General features: G+C 42.2%; 20 protein-coding genes and 1 pseudogene. 15 read left to right on the top strand and 6 right to left on the bottom strand.

Translation table 11 applies throughout. The features are described from left to right. Nucleotides 1-14: 14 nt before the first annotated feature. The 6 genes from ANSO36C_RS26870 (at nucleotide 15) to ANSO36C_RS26845 (ending at nucleotide 6150) form a co-directional block, all read left to right on the top strand. Nucleotides 15-929, top strand: a complete 915-nt coding sequence (locus ANSO36C_RS26870; RefSeq protein ID WP_251957210.1) for a cytochrome c oxidase subunit II — start codon at nucleotides 15-17, stop codon at nucleotides 927-929. Next, a complete protein-coding gene (locus ANSO36C_RS26865; protein ID WP_251957208.1) occupies nucleotides 919-2586 on the top strand; it encodes a cytochrome c oxidase subunit I in 1668 nt (555 codons plus the stop codon). Before ANSO36C_RS26870 ends, ANSO36C_RS26865 begins: the two co-directional genes overlap by 11 nt. A 128-nt stretch (nucleotides 2587-2714) precedes the next feature. Then, a complete protein-coding gene (locus tag ANSO36C_RS26860; RefSeq protein WP_251957206.1) occupies nucleotides 2715-3374 on the top strand; it encodes a cytochrome c oxidase subunit 3 in 660 nt (219 codons plus the stop codon). A 38-nt stretch (nucleotides 3375-3412) separates the two neighbouring features. Further along, nucleotides 3413-3658: a hypothetical protein gene (locus ANSO36C_RS26855; protein ID WP_251957205.1), complete on the top strand. Its 246-nt coding sequence runs from the start codon at nucleotides 3413-3415 to the stop codon at nucleotides 3656-3658. 44 nt (nucleotides 3659-3702) lie between these two features. After that, the gene (locus tag ANSO36C_RS26850; protein WP_251957203.1) at nucleotides 3703-5070 is read left to right on the top strand and encodes an NAD(P)/FAD-dependent oxidoreductase; all 1368 of its coding nucleotides are present in this window, start codon (nucleotides 3703-3705) and stop codon (nucleotides 5068-5070) included. A gap of 84 nt (nucleotides 5071-5154) precedes the next feature. Continuing rightward, nucleotides 5155-6150 carry a VOC family protein gene (locus tag ANSO36C_RS26845; protein WP_251957201.1) on the top strand — a complete coding sequence of 332 codons (996 nt, stop codon included), beginning with the start codon at nucleotides 5155-5157 and terminating at the stop codon, nucleotides 6148-6150. A 57-nt stretch (nucleotides 6151-6207) separates the two neighbouring features. Here the strand turns inward: ANSO36C_RS26845 and ANSO36C_RS26840 are convergent, their stop codons facing one another. After that, nucleotides 6208-6438 carry a hypothetical protein gene (locus ANSO36C_RS26840; RefSeq protein WP_251957199.1) on the bottom strand — a complete coding sequence of 77 codons (231 nt, stop codon included), beginning with the start codon at nucleotides 6436-6438 and terminating at the stop codon, nucleotides 6208-6210. Nucleotides 6439-6746: 308 nt separating this feature from the next. Here ANSO36C_RS26840 and ANSO36C_RS26835 point away from each other — a divergent pair, with 308 nt between their 5' ends. Continuing rightward, the gene (locus ANSO36C_RS26835; RefSeq protein WP_251957197.1) at nucleotides 6747-7115 is read left to right on the top strand and encodes a four-helix bundle copper-binding protein; all 369 of its coding nucleotides are present in this window, start codon (nucleotides 6747-6749) and stop codon (nucleotides 7113-7115) included. Between the two features lie 667 nt (nucleotides 7116-7782). On the opposite strand, the gene ANSO36C_RS26830 is transcribed toward ANSO36C_RS26835, so the two are convergent. Further along, entirely contained in the window at nucleotides 7783-8325 is a 543-nt protein-coding gene (locus ANSO36C_RS26830; RefSeq protein ID WP_251957196.1) for a DoxX family protein, read from the bottom strand. Next, a complete protein-coding gene (locus tag ANSO36C_RS26825) occupies nucleotides 8322-9251 on the bottom strand; it encodes an SMP-30/gluconolactonase/LRE family protein (protein ID WP_251957194.1) in 930 nt (309 codons plus the stop codon). Before ANSO36C_RS26825 ends, ANSO36C_RS26830 begins: the two co-directional genes overlap by 4 nt. An 827-nt stretch (nucleotides 9252-10078) precedes the next feature. Between ANSO36C_RS26825 and ANSO36C_RS26820 the strand changes: the two genes are divergently transcribed. The 8 genes and pseudogenes from ANSO36C_RS26820 to ANSO36C_RS26785 all read left to right on the top strand — a co-directional run bounded on the left by ANSO36C_RS26820 (nucleotide 10079) and on the right by ANSO36C_RS26785 (nucleotide 16932). After that, nucleotides 10079-11653 carry a GMC oxidoreductase gene (locus ANSO36C_RS26820; protein WP_251957192.1) on the top strand — a complete coding sequence of 525 codons (1575 nt, stop codon included), beginning with the start codon at nucleotides 10079-10081 and terminating at the stop codon, nucleotides 11651-11653. A 6-nt stretch (nucleotides 11654-11659) separates the two neighbouring features. Continuing rightward, the gene (locus ANSO36C_RS26815; protein WP_251957190.1) at nucleotides 11660-12160 is read left to right on the top strand and encodes a DUF1622 domain-containing protein; all 501 of its coding nucleotides are present in this window, start codon (nucleotides 11660-11662) and stop codon (nucleotides 12158-12160) included. Then, nucleotides 12157-12576: a hypothetical protein gene (locus ANSO36C_RS26810; RefSeq protein WP_251960494.1), complete on the top strand. Its 420-nt coding sequence runs from the start codon at nucleotides 12157-12159 to the stop codon at nucleotides 12574-12576. Before ANSO36C_RS26815 ends, ANSO36C_RS26810 begins: the two co-directional genes overlap by 4 nt. Further along, nucleotides 12482-12679, top strand: a complete 198-nt coding sequence (locus ANSO36C_RS26805) for a hypothetical protein (RefSeq protein ID WP_323374618.1) — start codon at nucleotides 12482-12484, stop codon at nucleotides 12677-12679. Before ANSO36C_RS26810 ends, ANSO36C_RS26805 begins: the two co-directional genes overlap by 95 nt. 36 nt (nucleotides 12680-12715) lie before the next feature. After that, nucleotides 12716-13081, top strand: coding sequence for a hypothetical protein (locus ANSO36C_RS26800; protein ID WP_251957188.1), 366 nt, complete (start codon nucleotides 12716-12718; stop codon nucleotides 13079-13081). Between the two features lie 199 nt (nucleotides 13082-13280). Continuing rightward, nucleotides 13281-13836 (top strand): annotated as a pseudogene (gene rppA, locus ANSO36C_RS26795) (two-component system response regulator RppA); the annotation flags it as partial. Between the two features lie 767 nt (nucleotides 13837-14603). Next, nucleotides 14604-16364 (top strand): gamma-glutamyltransferase, encoded by a 1761-nt coding sequence (ggt, locus tag ANSO36C_RS26790; protein ID WP_251957186.1) that lies wholly within the window; start codon nucleotides 14604-14606, stop codon nucleotides 16362-16364. A gap of 136 nt (nucleotides 16365-16500) precedes the next feature. After that, nucleotides 16501-16932, top strand: a complete 432-nt coding sequence (locus tag ANSO36C_RS26785) for a hypothetical protein (protein WP_251957184.1) — start codon at nucleotides 16501-16503, stop codon at nucleotides 16930-16932. Between the two features lie 292 nt (nucleotides 16933-17224). Here the strand turns inward: ANSO36C_RS26785 and ANSO36C_RS34535 are convergent, their stop codons facing one another. The 3 genes from ANSO36C_RS34535 to ANSO36C_RS26775 all read right to left on the bottom strand — a co-directional run bounded on the left by ANSO36C_RS34535 (nucleotide 17225) and on the right by ANSO36C_RS26775 (nucleotide 17869). After that, nucleotides 17225-17407: a type II toxin-antitoxin system VapC family toxin gene (locus tag ANSO36C_RS34535; protein WP_323374617.1), complete on the bottom strand. Its 183-nt coding sequence runs from the start codon at nucleotides 17405-17407 to the stop codon at nucleotides 17225-17227. 84 nt (nucleotides 17408-17491) lie between these two features. After that, nucleotides 17492-17644, bottom strand: coding sequence for a hypothetical protein (locus tag ANSO36C_RS26780; protein WP_251957183.1), 153 nt, complete (start codon nucleotides 17642-17644; stop codon nucleotides 17492-17494). Beyond that, a complete protein-coding gene (locus ANSO36C_RS26775; RefSeq protein ID WP_251957181.1) occupies nucleotides 17645-17869 on the bottom strand; it encodes a hypothetical protein in 225 nt (74 codons plus the stop codon). Nucleotides 17870-18158 lie beyond the last annotated feature (289 nt).

The raw sequence follows: 18158 nt of genomic DNA, 5'->3' as shown, positions 1-18158 counted from the left end.
ATTTATTGAATTTTATGTTTAGTGTTTTTGAATATGTATTAATAGCGGTTTATATAGCAGTGCTGCTCGTCGTCAGTCGGTGGATTGGACAGCAGGCGTTTTCTTGGATGCCTCCCCAAGCTACAGTAGAAGCACAACGGGTAGATGATTTATTTAGCTTCTTAGTCTCAATTGGAGCATTTACCTTGCTTGGGCTAATTGGCGTTATGGTGTATGCGATCGCATTCCATCGCGCCCCACCAGAAGACTATAGTGAGGGACACCCTTCTAGAGGTGATGCAAGGCTAGAAATATTGTGGACAGCAACCCCAACTTTATTAGTAGTGTGGATTGCTTTGCAAAGCTTCAATATTTATCAGCAGTTAGATATTTTAGGTTTAAAGCAAATCGTCCATTTGCACACACCCATAGAATCTGCCTCCGCCGCAACCGTTAGCGATGTCCCTAAACCTGCATCTGAGACTATTGATGTTTTCGTTAAGCAGTGGGATTGGTCTTTTCGTTATCCAAATAATGTTACTAGCAATCAACTGCATCTGCCGATCAATCTCAGCACTCGCTTAAATCTGCAAGCGCAAGATGTAATCCACGGTTTCTATGTCCCTGAGTTTCGCTTAAAACAGGATATTGTTCCAGGGCGCGACATTGATATTGTGCTAACACCGATTCGCAAAGGCAAATATCGGTTGAAAGATTCTCAATTTAGCGGTACTTACTTTGCCTTAATGGAAACAGATGTATACGTTGAATCCCTAGATCAATATAATCAGTGGCTCACGCAAACTGCTAATAGCGAACAAACCCCTGTAAATCAAGCAGTTGCCGAAAATATCCAACCACCAAAAACATTGTTTAATAGCGGCTGGTATACCGTAACACCTGCTCAACCTGGTATTGCCAATAAAAGGAAGCAAAATAATGACACATGACTTTAGTCAAGAGATTACTGGGGATCGAGAATCGCAGAACCAGCAGGGTAATACTTGGCGGGAATACTTCAGCTTTAACACCGATCATAAGGTGATTGGAATTCAGTACATGGTGATGGCCTTCATTTTCTTCCTGATTGGCGGGTTATTGGCGATGCTGATTCGGGCTGAGTTACTTACCCCAGAATCAAATCTGGTCGATCGCCCGCTTTATAACGGTTTGTTCACCATGCACGGGACAATCATGATTTTCCTGTGGATTATTCCCTTCAATGCAGGGCTTTCTAACTACTTAGTGCCGCTAATGATTGGTGCGCGGGATATGGCTTTTCCCTTGCTTAACGCCATCTCTTTTTGGATGTTGCCACCCGCAGGTCTTTTACTACTATCTAGCTTTTTCCTGCCAAACGGGACTGCACAAGCTGGATGGTGGTCTTATCCGCCAGTTAGTCTGCAAGTACCAGGGGATCAGTTTATCAACGGTGAATTTATTTGGATAGTCAGCCTAGTTTTGATAGGCATCTCTTCCATCATGGGGGCTGTCAATTTTGTGACAACCATCTTTTGGATGCGCGCCCCAGGGATGACATTTTTTCGGATGCCTGTGTTTGTTTGGTCGGTTTTCAGCGCTCAGTTATTGCAACTGATTAATTTACCTGCCTTGACAGCTGCATTGGTACTATTGTTGCTTGACCTATCCGTTGGTACACAATTCTTTAAACCAGATGGGAATGGCGATCCGATCATTTACCAGCATCTATTTTGGTTTTACTCTCACCCAGCAGTTTATATTATGGCACTACCAGCCTTCGGTATTTTTGCTGAGGTTTTGCCTGCATTTTCTCGCAATCCCCTATTTGGTTATCGGTCAGTTGCGATCGCCACATTAGGTATTGCTGCGATTAGCATCTTCGTTTGGGCACATCACATGTTCACCAGTGCTACCCCCGGTTGGATGCGGATGACCTTCATGGCTACCTCAATGTTAGTTGCCATACCCACTGGTATTAAAGCATTCGCTTGGACAGCCACCATCTGGAGAAGCAAACTACATCTAGAGACACCAATGCTGTTTGCAATGGGAGGTGCAGCAATGTTTATTTTTGGTGGTGTTACTGGTGTAATGCTTGCTGCCACGCCATTTGATATCCACGTTAATAATACTTACTTTGTTGTGGGACACTTCCACTACATCGTTTTTAACACGATTACAATGGCAATCTTCGCGGCAATTTACTACTGGTTTCCCAAAATAACTGGAAGAATGTATGCTGAAGGTTGGGGCAAGTTACATTTTTGGCTGACCTTTATACCTGCCAATATTACCTTCTTCTCCATGCACCCATTAGGTTTACAAGGGATGCTACGCCGAGTTTCTTCCTACGATCCACAGTATCAAGGATGGAACGTCATCGCTAGCCTAGCATCATTCTTATTAGGAGCATCCACGCTGCCTTTTATTGCTAACATAGTAGGCTCTTGGCTCTACGGGCCCAGAGCAGTTGATAATCCCTGGCACGCTACTGGATTAGAATGGACAACCTCTTCACCACCTCCGCGAGATAACTTTGAGGAAATTCCAACCGTGACAAGACCTCCTTACGACTACGGCAATCCAAAGTATTCAGTAATGGTAAATTCCGATAACAGGGAGTGAAGACACTAGGGACTGGGGACAAGAGGACAAGGGGGAATATTGAATAAGTCTCTCCCTCTTCCTTGTCTACCTTGTCTCTTCTTCATGCCCAATACCCAATACCCAATTCCCAATGCCCCAATTGAATTATGCAACGTCGTCATATAGATGAAAGTCCAATCCGTTTTGATTTGTGGCGGCGACGCTTGCCAAATTGGTTACAGCGCTTCCTACCAACTGGTGGCGGTAGTCATGAAGATCATCATGGTAAAGGAATGTTCGGATTTACCGTTTTCCTACTCTCAGAAAGCATCATATTTCTGAGTTTTATCTTTACTTATGTAGCTCTGCGACTGACTACTAAAAATTGGCTGCCACCCGGTGTATCGGGGCCAGAATTGTCCACACTCGTGATTATTAATACGGTAGTATTACTTTCTAGCAGCTTTGTTATTCAACCAGCAGAAAATGCCCTCAAACATAATCAACTGAATAAATTTCGTTGGCTATGGTTAATAACGATCGCAATGGGAAGTTACTTCTTAGTTGGTCTATTAATTGAGTGGAAAAATCTCGATTTCAAGATTACTACAGGGTTAGTTGGTTCGACATTTTACTTACTAACAGGTTTTCACGGTCTACACGTCCTGGCTGGTGTCGTACTTCAGATAATTATGCTGATTCGCTCATTCATTCCAGGCAACTATAATAAAACTCACTTCGGGACAAGTGCGACTACTTTATTTTGGCACTTTGTTGATGTAGTTTGGGTCTTTCTTTTCTCGCTTCTCTACCTTTGGCGGGCATAAAAACATTTAGAAACCACAGTTCTTTAAGGAGTAATTTGATGAATTTATACTTGCAAGATATACCAGCTTCAGAACTCGCTCCAAAAGCAATTCAAGAAACTCCGGCACCAGGTCAAGACCCACTAATTGCACGCGGATTACAAAAAGAGCAATACGCTGGCATTATTGGGCTAGCGATCGCTCTCATTGCTGCTGTCGGATTTTTTAGTCAGAGAGTTGAATATGCTATTGCATTTGCTGTGTTCCTCAGCGCTATTTTGATAGCTTTGTTTTTATTCATCTAATAAAGCTTTCATTATCTGATTTAACAAGAATTGCGAGGAATTTTATGAACAGCCCAGTTTATCAAACTGTGATTATAGGTGGTGGTTTTGCGGGACTATTTACAGCTTTACATTTAGCTCACGAACATTATCCTCGCTCTGTCATCTTGATTGATAAAGATGAGCGATTTTGCTTTAAGCCATTACTTTATGAGTATTTCGATGGCGAAATGGATAGCTTTCAAGTCGTACCACGTTTTTCGGAATTGCTTAAAGGTAGTGGTGTTATTTTTGTGCAAGATGCAGTGCAATCGATAGACTTGCATCAACGGGAAGTTAAATTAGCTTCGGGAAACTCCTACAATTACAGCAATTTAGTATTAGCTTTGGGCAGTGTTACTGGCTATCATCAAGTTGAAGGTGCTAAAGAATACGCCTTTCCTTTCTGGACGCAAGCAGATGCGATCGCTCTTGATCGGCATTTACGTGACTGTTTACACAAAGCTGTCCAAACGGCAGATGTAGAACAACGCCGAAAACTATTAACAGTAGTCATCGTTGGTGGTGGTGCAAGTGGTGTGGAAATGGCAGCAACTCTAGCTGATCTCCTCCCACATTGGTATAGCGCTTTAGGAGGCAATTCGAGTGAAATTCGCGTGGTATTGCTCAATCATGGTCAAAAAATCCTTGATGGTGATATTAACGATCCACTACGCCCAATTGCTGAGAAAGAATTACAAAAACGCACTATACCAATTGAAATTCTCATGGGAGCAGAAGCCACTGCTATTCACCCTAACACAATTGAATATAAGAGCAATAATCAACTTAACACACTCCCAACATACACCACAATTTGGACTGCTGGTACTTCCACTCATCCACTAATTCAAGACTTACCAATTCCCAAAGAGCATCGGGATCATCATAACCGTCCCCTAGTCACTCCTACTATGCAACTGCTCGACTTTCCAGAAGTTTTTGCCGGCGGTGATTGTGCAGCAGTTCAGGATGGTTCACTACCACCTACAGCCCAAGTTGCTTATCAACAAGGAGCTAATATTGCTCACAATTTGAAAGAGATCGCTCTAGAAGAAGAACTCAAGCCAGCAAAGGTAAATATACGCGGAACTCTCTTAAAATTGGGGTTAAATGATGCTGCTGCTAACCTTTTCAATGTTTTTGAAGTTGCAGGAGAACCTGGGCATTTAATCCGTCAAGGCACTTATTTAACGCTATTGCCAACACCAATTCATGACTTTAAAGCAACAACGGAATGGGTAGATGAAGAGATTTTCCATCTCCACCTTGATCCTCATGATGTAGGTAAAAAAGTCGTGCAAGCAGTGGAAGTAGTTGGTGCAGGATTTTTAGGTGTTTTAGCTGCCAGAAAATTATTAAAAATGTTGGGAGACGAGGAGAAAAGTAAATAAGGAGTGAGGAGTGCTAAAAAGCTTTTTCCCTTAACATAATCTCCTTTAACAGACGTTAATTATAAGTACAGAGAGCTGTTGAATATGTCTAGTAAAACCGATGTACAAGTACAAAGAATTACAGCTATTGGCTTAACGGTGACAAATTGCGTAGGCGTAACCCGTCGTAGACATCGCTCTTTAGATTTCTATACACAAGCACTCTTGTTTGAACTTGTTTCTGACATTACTGTTGAAGGACAGGATTATAGCGACTTAGAAGGCGTACCTGGGGCAAAAATTCGCATTGTCACTTTGCGACTAGGTGACGAACTTATTAAGTTGATGGAGTATCTCAACATTCAGGGTAAACCCATCCCCAACGATTCACAAAGTAACGATCTGTGGTTTCAACATCTGGCAATTGTGGTGAGTGATATGGATCGCGCTTATGCTCACTTGCGTTCATTTCACATTGAACCTATTTCCGTTTCGCCGCAGACAATACCACCTGAAAATGAAGCATCTGGTGGTGTCCGCGCTTTCAAGTTTAAAGATCCTGATGGTCATGATTTAGAGTTAATTTGGTTTCCGCCTGATAAAGGAAAAGATAAATGGCATCAGAAAAACCATCACTTGTTTCTGGGAATCGATCATAGTGCGATCGCTATTTCCGATACCGAGCAAAGTCTACACTTTTACCGCGACCTTCTGGGAATGCAAATTGATAGCCGCAGTCTCAACTGGCGTGCAACTCAATCTCGCTTGGATAATTTAGCAGGAGCCGAAGTCAAAATTACAGCCTTGCGACCTGTTCAAGATGGTGTGGGAATTGAACTCTTAGACTACATTTTGCCTGGAAAAGGTCGCCCTATACCGAGTGACTGGAAAATTTGCGATATTGCACATATCCAAATTGAGCTAGTTGTAAATAATCTTGAGCAGTTAGTGGATAAGCTACGGCGTAACGGAGTTCAGTTTGTACCGTCGCGGATTGTACAGTTTAGCGATCGCTCTTTTCCTTATCAGCAAGGTTGTCTAGTTAAAGATCCTGACGGACACGCAATATTGCTAATTGCAGAATGGGCGTTGCTGAATTAAAGTATGAATCTGGATGTAGAGACGTAGCAGTGCTACGTCTCTACAAGGGTTTTGGTATTATGCAAAATCATTTTCATTAAAAGCGGCGGGAAACTCCATCCCCAGGTGTCTGTAGAGGGATAGCTGCCCCGCCACTTGGGGCACTGGGCATTGGGCATTAGAGACTCTTCCCCATGCCCCATGCCCCATGCCCCATGCCCCATTCCCCATGCCCAAAAACTCCATCCCGCAAGTGGCGTGGAGTTTTTCATACATGGAATCAGCAAAGCCGCAGAATGATGTGAGCAAAATTATCGCTGTCCCTATTACAGCAGTTTTCGATCAAACCCACTACAAAATAAATCCTAAAACAAACCCCAGTATTGCTTTCAGTACTTTTATCTGTGGCACGTTTGATTGCAATTTGCTGTAAATTCTGGGAAATTCCAGCCGATGACGATTATGCATACATAGATGAAATTATTATGAAATGCTGATCTTTCATAAGTAATAAATACTATCCATTCCTATTGGTAGACGCATTTGTATCTTTACATTTATAAGGTAAGGCTAAAGGCAATTATGTCTGCAATGTAACAAATAGAGAGGTAAAAATCTTGGCTATACAACAACTGACCTTGAATCAAGTTAACCAAGAAATGCAGCAGTGCATTCAGAACTGCTTGGATTGCCATAGCATCTGCTTGAATACTGTGGGTTACTGCTTACAAAAAGGCGGTAATCATGCAGAACAAGCCCATATTCGGCTACTGCTTGATTGCACTGAAATTTGTGAAACCAGTGCTAATTTTATGCTCCGAACTTCTGAACTGCACACCCGTACCTGCGGTGTTTGTGCAGAAATATGTGAGCGGTGCGCTCAAGAGTGCGATCGCATGGGTGACGATGCTCAGATGAAAGCTTGCGCTGATATGTGCCGTCGCTGTGCTGAATCTTGTCGGCAAATGTCAATGGCCAGAGCGTAAGTCATTCAAATAACTTTTCTGACTTATGTCAAGTTCAAACTGACAATTTTCCCTTATTAAGAAAGGCAGAGGATAGGAGGCAGAAGGCTTTTATGGAATTCTGATTCCAGTACTGAAGCCCATACCCGTAGGAAACAAGGGTTTAAGACCCCTACCAAATTAAAAATTTGGTGGCTCCTATTCAAGAGGGGTCTGAATCTAGGCTGTTGACTCTGTGCCTTTTTGGAGAGTAAAAGTTAATGCTGTTTCTGTGTCATTAATTTGGGTTGAAAATAAAGTTTTTCTCTTTGAGAGCCGTGCTAATCTAGGAACTGGGCTTTTAAACTCTTGCATTTACTTTGACTTCTCTCCACTTTAACAACATCATTATTGCATGAAATAATTTTGCCTTAAAACCAACAAAGTCAACAGCCTAGGTCAGAAGTCCACCGATTACGCCGAAAATAGTCAGATAATAGTCCAAGAAATAGAACGATCGCACCGATCGCTGTGATTAAAATATTGAGTTCATCCAAGGGTCACTAACCTATTTTGAGACTGAGTTTCTCAGTAAATTGTCAATTTATAATAAATATATGTAGCTGGTAACTATCCCACGCAGCATCCATCTATAGGAGAAGATTATATTTATCTCCTTAGTTGCAATCCAGTTTTTATAATTACCGATTTACCGTCCAAAAATCAAAGCATCTAGCGAATAAGCACCAGGGCCTAAAACTGCGATCGCAATCAGCATAACGCAATACATAAACGCCTTTTCCCAACTTGGGGGTTCACCTTGTCCTAAAGCACCCTGATACTGTTCTTGAGGAATTAAGTATGGATCTTGGGCTACAAAAGGCTTACTTCCAGTGATGTGTAAATATATCGCAAAAATCATTGAGCAGAGAATGGGCAAAGTTGCTAAAAGTGTGAGGAATCCAATAATCAGAAAAATTCCCCCACCTAACATCGATGCAGCTGATAAAAAGCAAAGAAAGACAGGCGTTTTTAGAGACTCAGCCCACTGTCGAAGATGCGTTATCTTGGGATAGCCATGTAGTATAAACAACCAGCCAAGGCTAACTCTGAGCAGTAAAAGTGCCAATCCTGAAAATCCGTCAGGATACACAGGAGAAAGTGAACTTAACAAGTGTGGACTTAACTGTGGGAAATTAAATGCAGCTAGGAAAAAAGCGATCGCTACACCCAACCCAAATTGATAAATCATAGTTGTACACCACGGGTATTAAGGTCGATAACATATAACGAATGACCGGCTGTGATAAATAGGCGTTCACGAAGTGTCCCTGAAAGGGAATCGCTTTCCTTACCACCGAAAGTCAGGTTAGCGGATGTCTCCGGTACAAAAATTTTTCCTAAGCGAGTTCCATCGGGGGCGTATATCTGCACGCTGTCTTGAGAACTAGTAAAAACATTGCCATATTCGTCAACCCGCAGTCCATCCGGTTGTCCTGGTTCAATGACTGCAAATACACGCCCATTCTTTACATAGCCATCGCCCACAACCTCATAGACACGAATATGATGAGGCCCCCCTGGAATATTAAACGCAGCCGTATCTGAAACATATAAAAGGCTTTCGTCTGGACTGAAAGCCAACCCATTAGGGCGCACCATGTCTGTTACTACAGGATAAATCTCACCTGTTGCCGAGTCAAAGCGATAGACGTAACTTCCGGGTTGTTCCTGTTCGCCGCCGTAACCTTGGTTTGGCTCGGTAATCCCATAAGGCGGATCGGTGAACCAAATCATGCCGTCACTTTTGACTACTAAATCATTTGGACTGTTCAGGCGTTTGCCTTGGTAGCGATCGACTAAAACCTTCCATTCACCATCATGTTCGCGTCGGATAATAGCACGCAGACCAGAGGAACACGCAACTAAACGACCTTCTAAATCGCGGTAATTGCCGCTTTGATAATCAGATGGATCTCGTAGGACAGTCACATTGTCAGTGAGACTCCACCGCAACAGGCGGTTGCCGTGAGCGTCACTCCACACAACACTGTTATCTTCATGGAAGTAAACAGGCCCCTCGCTATGGACTGCACCGTTGGCAAGCTTTTGAAGTGAGGCTCCTGGGCGTAGAATAGCACGCAGGCGATCGTCATAAATCTCAATGGCTTCAGGCATAGAAATCTCCTGTTATTTAACTTGGCTACTGACGATAAATAGCAGGTCTAAATTAATACTAAAATACTGTAGATGTATATTTAATATCGTCCAACAAACTGAGTGTAAAATTTATAGCTATTTTCATCAGTTACTAAATACAATATTGAAGCTAATTCTTACTTTATTCATTTCCATTAACATTGAACCATAGATATAGATTGCACAAAAAGACTATTTATGTTCAAGATTAAATATTTTTTAACAGAATCGAATTAATAGCTCTATCAAAAATGCAACGCAAAATTTATTTACTGTTTTTATAAAGAGATTACATGGCTAATTCAGACAATAGAAATCAAAAATGAAATTAAAATGAAATACTAACCTGTCTTTAGGCATAAATAAATATTAATCCATTAGAGAGAAGCAATATTGTAATGAAAGCTTTAGTCTAAGCATAAGAATCTGTCTTTAGAGCTATTTAAATTTTGATAAAACTTTTGAAGAAGAATTCAGAAGTCAGAATTCAGGAGTCAGAATCACTTTCGTTGGGGATTCAGACCCCAACCAATTGTAGACACCGTGCAGACGATAGCGAAGCGTTAGCGAGTCAGACGCTCCTGCGTCGCTAACGCTGCGCTATCGAGCGTCTGGGGTTTTAAACCCGTTTATTCATCCACCAGTCGCACAGAATTCAATTCTGTTAGCGATAGCGGGGCGTTTAGCCCATTCTGGCTCCTGACTCCTGAATTCTGTTTGATAAAGTAACTTAAGCTATTGCCGAATTAATTTGTGGCATCAAAGAAATTAAGCCGTAATTAATATGAAATTACCAATTATGCATTATGACTAGCATCAAAGAACATTACGACATCATTATTATCGGTACAGGAGCAGGTGGAGGTACATTAGCCCACCGCCTTGCACCCACAGGTAAAAAAATTCTAGTACTCGAAAGAGGCGACTTTTTACCGAGAGAGAAAGCTAACTGGAATCCAGAGGAAGTTTATCAAAAACACCGCTACCATACAGATGAGCAATGGTATAACAAAGAAGGTAAAGCCTTTCAACCTCAGACAGGCTACTGGGTTGGTGGCAATACCAAACTCTACGGTGCAGCCTTAATTCGATTCCGGGAGCGAGATTTTGAAAGGGTAATTCATAAAGTAGGAATTTCTCCAGAATGGCCGTTGAAGTATCAAGACTTTGAGCCATACTACACCCAAGCAGAAAAGCTATATGACGTGCATGGACAGGAAGGAGAAGACCCCACTGAACCACCTCGCAGCGAACCATATCCTTATCCGCCAGTGAGTCATGAGCCAGATATGCAGTCTCTTGCTGATGGCATTCGGGAACTGGGTTATTATCCATTTCACCTACCACTAGGATTAAAGCTTAATGAAAGCGATCGCACCAAAAGTCCCTGCATTCGCTGCGATACTTTTGATGGATACCCCTGTTTAGTACAAGCAAAAGCCGATGCTGATGTCAACGCCATTCGTCCGGCTCGTGAAAAGTATACCAATGTTACTCTTTTAACTAATGTCAAAGTCTTGCGGCTGCATACCAGTGAGTCGGGGCGAGAAGTGACGAAGGTAGAAACTGAAATTGCAGGAGAGAAACACTGGTTCACAAGCGATATTGTGGTTGTTGCCTGTGGTTCTGTTAACTCAGCTGCTTTGCTATTGCGCTCTGCAAATGACAAACATCCTAATGGATTAGCAAATAGTTCCGATCAGGTGGGGCGGAATTTTATGAAGCAACTGGAAACAGCTATAGTTTCCATACATTTAGAAGTGAATCGCGCCAACTTTCAAAAAACAATTGCTGTCAATGATTTTTACTGGGGAGAGCCAGATTTTCCTTATCCGATGGGTATGGTGCAGAATACAGGTAATGTACTTGCCGATATGATTCCTGGAGAAGCACCGCCACTGATGGCTCCATTTGTCAAGCTGATTCCTCATTTTGAGCGCCATTTACTTGCCGAGCGATCGGTTGGCTGGTGGTTGCAAACAGAGGATTTACCAGACCCCAATAATCGGATTCGGGTTGTGGGCGACAAGATTCATGTTGACTATACACTGAATAATATTGAAGCAAGCGATCGCTTAATTCACCGATGGACATCTGTACTCAAGTCAATCCCTCACTCTGCTAAACACGTCTTGCCATTTAGCATTTATCCTCGCACTCATATACCTGAACAAGCAGTTGCCCATCAATGCGGTAGTTGTCGATTTGGCACAGATCCCAAAAGCTCAGTTCTGGATCTCAATTGCCGTACCCATGATGTCAAGAATCTTTATGTTGTAGATAGTAGTTTTTTCCCTTCAAATTCCGGTGCTAACCCAACGCTGACAATTATGGCAAATGCTTTGCGCGTTGGCAGTTATCTAGCTGAACGATTGAAGTAGAAAGCTATGAGAAAAGAGCCATCACAAGATTCATTGATTAATTTAATATTGCCCCTAGCCCTCATATTCGGGCTAGTTCTGCTTTTGAGTTTGAATGTGGAAGCCAGAGGGCAGGTCAGGGAAACTACTCCTTTAGAGATATGGCTAAAAGTTATTGTTGGTTATTTAGCAGCAGGGACAGAAATTGCCGCAGCAATTGTGATTGGCGCAGCAGTGATCCGAGGCATTGCTGCTTATTTGCGATTGTTATTCTCTCGCTCCAAGCAACATTTTGATGCCACAGAAGGAATTCGTCTGCAATTGGGGCGAGTGCTGGCATTAGGGTTGGAATTTACTGTCGCCAGCGATATTTTGCGGACGGCAGTAGCACCAACCCGCCAGGATATTTTGAATTTAGGAGCGATCGTTTTGCTGCGAACCTTGCTGAATTATTTCTTAGAGCGAGAGATTCAGCAAGGAGAACAACGCCGTTCATCAGAGCCGGAACTAGATAGGAGTATACGATGAAATCCCATCGTTCCAGCTTAAAACCTTTGGGAAGTAAGAATCGATCGCTGCGTAGCCGCCTCAGTTGGAAGGGTGAGTTGGTATTAGCCACTGCCCCAACAGTAGTTATATTAAGTATGTTTGCCTTAGTGGAGGTACTAACCCGCCAGCGTTTGTTGTTTGCGTCCCTCGCTTCTAGTGCCTTTCTCATTTATCTCGATCCCCAGCACGGTACAAATACGGTGCGAACTCTAGCCATTTCCCAGATGATGGCAGCTGGAATCGGTTTTATAACTTATGTGCTGGCTGTTAGGTTCGGGTTATCTGTCTGGGGGAACCGCAATGATCGTCACCATTGTGCTGATGATCTTGTTAGATGTAATGCATCCTCCAGCCGTTTCTACATCCTTAAGCTTTGCCTTAAAAGCTGGCAATGAAAACAACTTAATTTTGTTTGGTCTAGCTGTGGGCATCACTGCCCTGTTGGTTGGACTAGAACGTTTTGCTCTGTGGCTTCTGGTACGCCTGAGCCAGCAGTAGTTTCATGCTGATTATAGTTTCAAGGAGAAACAGATTATGAACGAAGAACACTCTACTTCTAATCAAGAAAATGAAAATCAAACGCCCCCAAATACTCATCCTATTGCAACAGGATTGGGAGCAGCCGGAGGCGGAATTGCAGGAGCCGCACTAGGCCACTCAATTGGTGGTAAGGTTGGTGCTGCAATTGGTGGCGTTGCAGGTGCGATCGCACTTGGAGTTGCAGCCAATGAACTGGCAGGATACACCGAGCAATTCATTGAAGAACTCCAGCCGACAGTAGGCTTAGGATTAGGAGCAGATCACAAACCAATTGAACTACCTAGTCACTATAGTTGGGAAGAACTACAAGCACTATCAAAACCTCAAGGTGAAGAAATGCAAGCTAAAGAAGGCTTTTAGCACTGTGTTGACCAGTTTTAATTAAAAATTAAAGATTAAAAATTGAAAGAAATAATAATTTTTAATTAATTAATTTTGGGTACAAGCCCCCACCCTCCGGGAATTAAAAATGCAAAATTAAAAATGTAAAATTAAAATTTGATTCTTCAATTTTTAATTAATAATTTTTAATTTTTAATTGGAGCGAAGCGACTTGACTATGCGGCTGATATTAGTTGAGGATGAAACAGATTTAGGTGCAGCAATCAAACAAGTCCTAAGCCATGAGGCGTATATAGTTGACTGGTTTCTAGATGGTACTCAGGCATGGCAATATTTAGAAAACTGGTTGGACTGAGTACACACTTGCGATTTTTGATTGGATGCTGCCTGGAGTATCGGGGATAGAGTTGTGTAAATGGTTGCGATCACGCCAATTAACTCTGCCTGTATTAATGCTAACGGCTAAAGACCGAATGGAGGAAAAGATTATTGGTCTAGATAGCGGTGCAGATGATTATTTAGTTAAACCCTTTGATATGGCAGAACTGCTGGCAAGATTGCGAGCATTACAACGGCGCTCCTCTTACGTAGGAGCAACGCTGACACCTCAAGTCCAACCCCGACGTTTACAAGTAGGTTGCCTGACGCTCAATTACAGCACTCATCAACTTACTCGTCAGTATTATCGTGGAGAAAATCAAGTATTCTCTTTAACTGTCAAGGAATTTCAATTGCTGGAATATTTCATGAGACATCCTAAACAAGTCATTAATTTAGAACCAGAATTTATTAAAAAGCAAGATGGTCATCAAAAACAAGATTGTGAAAATGCGGCTGTTAAAAGATGGTTAAATAAGAATCCAAAAAATCGGTATACATTTTTGGCTTTCCCATAAAGAAGTTGACGTACTTCTTCTGGAAAAATTTCATGTTCGACTGCTAAAGCACAACGTTGGGGCTTCTCTTGTAGGGTAGCAATAGCATTCATCAATTCTCGAAACCAACGATCAGCAAATTCAGGATTCCGCTCTCGATACCAGCGATAAGCTTGCTCAATCTGAGTTTCCGCGATTGTGGTAATCTCAACCTGAAATGCCATACTTTTGTTGCATTTCTTGGACAAAATCCTCAATTGGGCGAGTTTTACCAGCGTTGAGTTCCTCGAAACCTTGTCCAATACCAGCAATTGTCTCCAATTGATCAATCAGTTGGCGTAATTTCGTGGGGTCGATTTTCGCAGTGTCTAGAAAGGTGACGCCCTTTGGGGAAGCAAGCTACGCGTAGCGTCTATCTACGACACGCTGCACGAACGCAGAGAAGGTAGCCCTTTGTTTTCAATACATACACAATCAAAATTTTTAAAAGTGAGAAATAGTTGACTAGCCTCTTAACATGCTGTAAGTTGATGTCTTGTAAGCTAATTTGTGAATTAAAGCAAGAAATCAACAAGCAAGACTCTCAACATTGCTAGAGTTTTGATGAGTTTTTTTGTAATTTCAGCATTGACGATAAATAAAATATTTAAATTCGGAGAGTTGCGTTGACTACAGCATCTAAGTTTGCGTTAGGTAGTTGTTTGCTTCCCCTCACACTCAGTGCTACCCTCTTGCCTATCATAGGCAAGGCCCAAACTCCTCCTCCACCGGAGGCTGGGAGTGGTCGAGTTGAGCGCGAAGCTGTTCGCACAAATAAGTCTGTGGTAGTAGCTGCAAATCCACTAGCATCAGCAGCCGGACGCGATGTTCTACGTCGCGGAGGTAGTGCTATAGATGCTGCTATTGCAGTCCAAATGGTACTGACGTTGGTAGAGCCACAATCTTCAGGTATTGGTGGTGGTGCTTTCCTTGTTTACTACGATGCCAAAACGAAGAAGTTGCTCACTTATGATGGTCGAGAAACTGCACCGGCTGCGGCTAAACCAGATCGCTTTCTTGATGCCAATGGCAAACCCTTACAGTTTTATGATGCTGTTGTCGGAGGTAAATCTGTAGGTGTGCCTGGGGTAGTACGAATGCTAGAGTTGGCACACAAAAAATATGGCAAGTTACCTTGGTCTCAACTGTTTCAAGGAGCTATCCAACTTTCTGAACAAGGTTTTCCACTTTCACCACGTTTGTACACTCTGCTAAGTAAGGATCTATATCTATCTCGCAACGAGCCAGCTAAGAGCTATTTCTATCAACCCGATGGTACACCCAAGCCAATTGGTACAAGATTGGTCAATCAGCCTTTGGCAGAGGTATTGCGTCAGATTGCTAAAGGAGGCGCTAATGCCTTTTATCAAGGAAATATTGCTCAAGACATAGTAGCTAAGGTGAGGCAAGCTGCTGTACCAGGTGACTTAACCACCACCGATCTAGTGCAATATCAAGCTAAAGTGCGAGAGCCAGTTTGTGGCGCTTATCGAATTTACAAAGTTTGCGGCATGGGGCCTCCAAGTTCTGGTGGTTTAACCGTACTGCAAATTCTAGGTATTCTTCAACAATTTAATCTGGCAGCTTTAAAGCCAGCTTCTTTAGAAGCAGTCCATTTATTTTCTGAAGCTGGACGTTTAGCCTATGCTGATAGAAATTTATATATAGCTGACACAGATTTTGTCCCAGTACCAGTCAAAGAATTAATTAATCCTAACTACCTGAGGTTACGGGCAGCGAAAATCAATCCTGAACGTTCAATGGGTCAAGCCCAAGCAGGCAATCCATTGTTACAGCAAGCAAGTCGCTGGGGTAAAGATCAATCTAAGGATTTGCCATCTACTACTCATGTTTCAATTGTCGATGCGGCAGGTAACGCTATTTCAATGACTAGCAGCATTGAAGATGCCTTTGGCTCAAGATTAATGGTACGAGGCTTCTTACTTAACAACCAACTGACAGATTTCTCTTTTTTACCGACATCAGAAGGAAAGCCTGTTGCTAATCGCATAGAAGCCAAGAAACGCCCTAGAAGCTCAATGGCTCCCATGATGGTCTTTGATCGCAATGGCAAGCTAGTAATGGTAGTTGGTTCAGCTGGTGGGGCGCAAATTATTAATTATGTCGCTAAGGCAATAGTAGGCCATCTAGACTGGGGATTGGACATTCAGCGATCGCTAGCTTTGCCAAATTTTGGTAGCCGTAATGGGCCAACTGAACTAGAAGCAGATACAGATGTTGCCAACCTGAAACCTGCTTTAGAAGCCAAGGGTCATACAGTCAGCGTTATCCAATTAACCAGTGGTTCCACCGGAATTGTACTAACTAATCAGGGGCTAGTTAGTGGTGCTGACCCACGTCGTGAAGGAGCGCCTTTGGGTGAGTAAAAGCTAGTGCCGCAAGGCGGAAGTCAAAAGTTAAAAGTCAAAAACCTTGTGTTGTCAGCTTTTCCCTGATTGTGAATGGCATCTCTATTTATACCGTGCTGTACTAAGTTGATTAGAACAATTAGTATAGCTAGTTTTGAGCAAGTATTTTCTCTTTTTCACTATCAAAAATTCTTCAACAATTCTCTGGCATAAAACTATGAGATGGTTCTCAAAAATAGCATTTACAACTACTCTTAGTATTTTCAGCTTGCTAGGAAGCTCAGTTAAGCAAGTGCAAGCTGCATCTCTGGACTACGCCTTTACACAATCAGGCTGGGAAGGTGGAGGTATCTTATCTGGTTCATTTTCTGGTGTGGATCAAAATAATGATGGTTTGATTTACACAAGTGAGTTAAATACCTTTGATTTGATATTTTCTGGTAACTCCAAAGTCCCGCAAGAAGAATGGTCAGGTGTATCTAGTTTAAGTTCTTTTGGATTTAACTCTAGTAATTCTAAATTAGCTTTCTCAACTTCTGAAAATTTAGAGAGTATACTGCTAATATTGTTGGTTTACCTTATCTAAATTATATTGGCAAGCCTTTTCTTGCCAACTATATTACCTCTTCTGAAATTCAACCACTTGTACTTGCAAAATCTATTCCCGAACCTACCGTTGGATTTGCTAGTTTAGCTGTCTTGAGTGTTGGCCTATTACTTAAATTGGGCAAGTCCCGATGATGGTTAATATCTGTTACTGTGCGATATATCGTCAGTATTTACGCAAAAATTGCCAAAAAGCTGAATTTATCGAACGCCTTCTCTGTAAAATGTTTCTAAAACGACGTGCTGCTTGATTATGGCAAAAGTGAGCGCTTTTATGTCCAGTCTTCTGTGCGTAAACCCACAATTTGTCCAAAATCAGAGGAATTACGAGTCAATAGAATGGCTTGATTTACTAGGGCGATCGCAGCAATTTTCAAATCCATTGTGCCGAGTCTTGGATACACCTTTTTTAGACGTTGGAATTCTTGATCTGCTTGTTCATCAAATTCTAGAATTGGGATAGCACAGTAATTAGTTAGTTGCCTATTTAACTGTTTGTAGGCTGCAACTTGTCCCTCAACAGTTTGAGCTTTTTTGATCTAACTCAACCACCCTCGCATTTGCTCCTCGTAGCTAATGATTGTTGCTACAACCTCATTCGGATTGACATTTGCCAACCGCATGAAAAGACCTTGTGCCCCTGCTCCTCTACGTTCCAAAACGCTGAGATGATCGGTATCAAAAACGTACATTTATATCTCGTGTGGTTCTACAGAATTTGAGCGCAGGGATTCACGATATTCGCGCCCTAGTTGCATAGCTTCATCATAAGCTGAGTTATCAGTAAATGTTCCAGCAATCTTTTCCCACCAAGGTATTGTTGGTGAGGAAACAACCTCTAATTTACTTTTGAGGCGTGCAACTTCTGCCTCTAGAATCGCTACTCTTTCTTCTAATTTTCCCGATATTGTTGACATAACTTACTTATCTTCGAGATATTTCACAACTAACTATTGCTATGCTCGCATCTTGTTCATTGGCAGCCAAGTTTTTGAGTTTAGCGATCGCTTGTTCAAGTAGCTCAGTCCCCGGATTTCTCACAAAGGTTTAAACGATTAGCCCAAAACGCTTATGACACTTAGACTTTAGATAAAATACCTTGTTCACATACTGCTGTGATTCATGCAGTGTCTAAAACGCTCAAAATCTAAGCCTGATAAAGGTTTGGTAATAGCGATCGCATAGCTGGTGAGAAATACGGGAGTC

The organism is Nostoc cf. commune SO-36 (assembly GCF_023734775.1).
Taxonomy (GTDB): Bacteria; Cyanobacteriota; Cyanobacteriia; order Cyanobacteriales; family Nostocaceae; genus Nostoc; species Nostoc commune_A.
This window is presented reverse-complemented; position numbering and strand designations above follow the sequence as displayed.

Bases quoted from the DNA above. Each gene is read 5' to 3' on its own strand.
- ANSO36C_RS26870 (WP_251957210.1), top strand. From the start codon at position 15: ATGTTTAGTGTTTTTGAATATGTATTAATAGCGGTTTATATAGCAGTG.
- ANSO36C_RS26865 (WP_251957208.1), top strand. From the start codon at position 919: ATGACACATGACTTTAGTCAAGAGATTACTGGGGATCGAGAATCGCAG.
- ANSO36C_RS26860 (WP_251957206.1), top strand. From the start codon at position 2,715: ATGCAACGTCGTCATATAGATGAAAGTCCAATCCGTTTTGATTTGTGG.
- ANSO36C_RS26855 (WP_251957205.1), top strand. From the start codon at position 3,413: ATGAATTTATACTTGCAAGATATACCAGCTTCAGAACTCGCTCCAAAA.
- ANSO36C_RS26850 (WP_251957203.1), top strand. From the start codon at position 3,703: ATGAACAGCCCAGTTTATCAAACTGTGATTATAGGTGGTGGTTTTGCG.
- ANSO36C_RS26845 (WP_251957201.1), top strand. From the start codon at position 5,155: ATGTCTAGTAAAACCGATGTACAAGTACAAAGAATTACAGCTATTGGC.
- ANSO36C_RS26830 (WP_251957196.1), bottom strand. From the start codon at position 8,325: ATGATTTATCAATTTGGGTTGGGTGTAGCGATCGCTTTTTTCCTAGCT.
- ANSO36C_RS26825 (WP_251957194.1), bottom strand. From the start codon at position 9,251: ATGCCTGAAGCCATTGAGATTTATGACGATCGCCTGCGTGCTATTCTA.
- ANSO36C_RS26820 (WP_251957192.1), top strand. From the start codon at position 10,079: ATGACTAGCATCAAAGAACATTACGACATCATTATTATCGGTACAGGA.
- ANSO36C_RS26815 (WP_251957190.1), top strand. From the start codon at position 11,660: ATGAGAAAAGAGCCATCACAAGATTCATTGATTAATTTAATATTGCCC.
- ANSO36C_RS26810 (WP_251960494.1), top strand. From the start codon at position 12,157: ATGAAATCCCATCGTTCCAGCTTAAAACCTTTGGGAAGTAAGAATCGA.
- ANSO36C_RS26805 (WP_323374618.1), top strand. From the start codon at position 12,482: ATGATCGTCACCATTGTGCTGATGATCTTGTTAGATGTAATGCATCCT.
- ANSO36C_RS26800 (WP_251957188.1), top strand. From the start codon at position 12,716: ATGAACGAAGAACACTCTACTTCTAATCAAGAAAATGAAAATCAAACG.
- ANSO36C_RS26780 (WP_251957183.1), bottom strand. From the start codon at position 17,644: ATGTACGTTTTTGATACCGATCATCTCAGCGTTTTGGAACGTAGAGGA.
- ANSO36C_RS26775 (WP_251957181.1), bottom strand. From the start codon at position 17,869: ATGTCAACAATATCGGGAAAATTAGAAGAAAGAGTAGCGATTCTAGAG.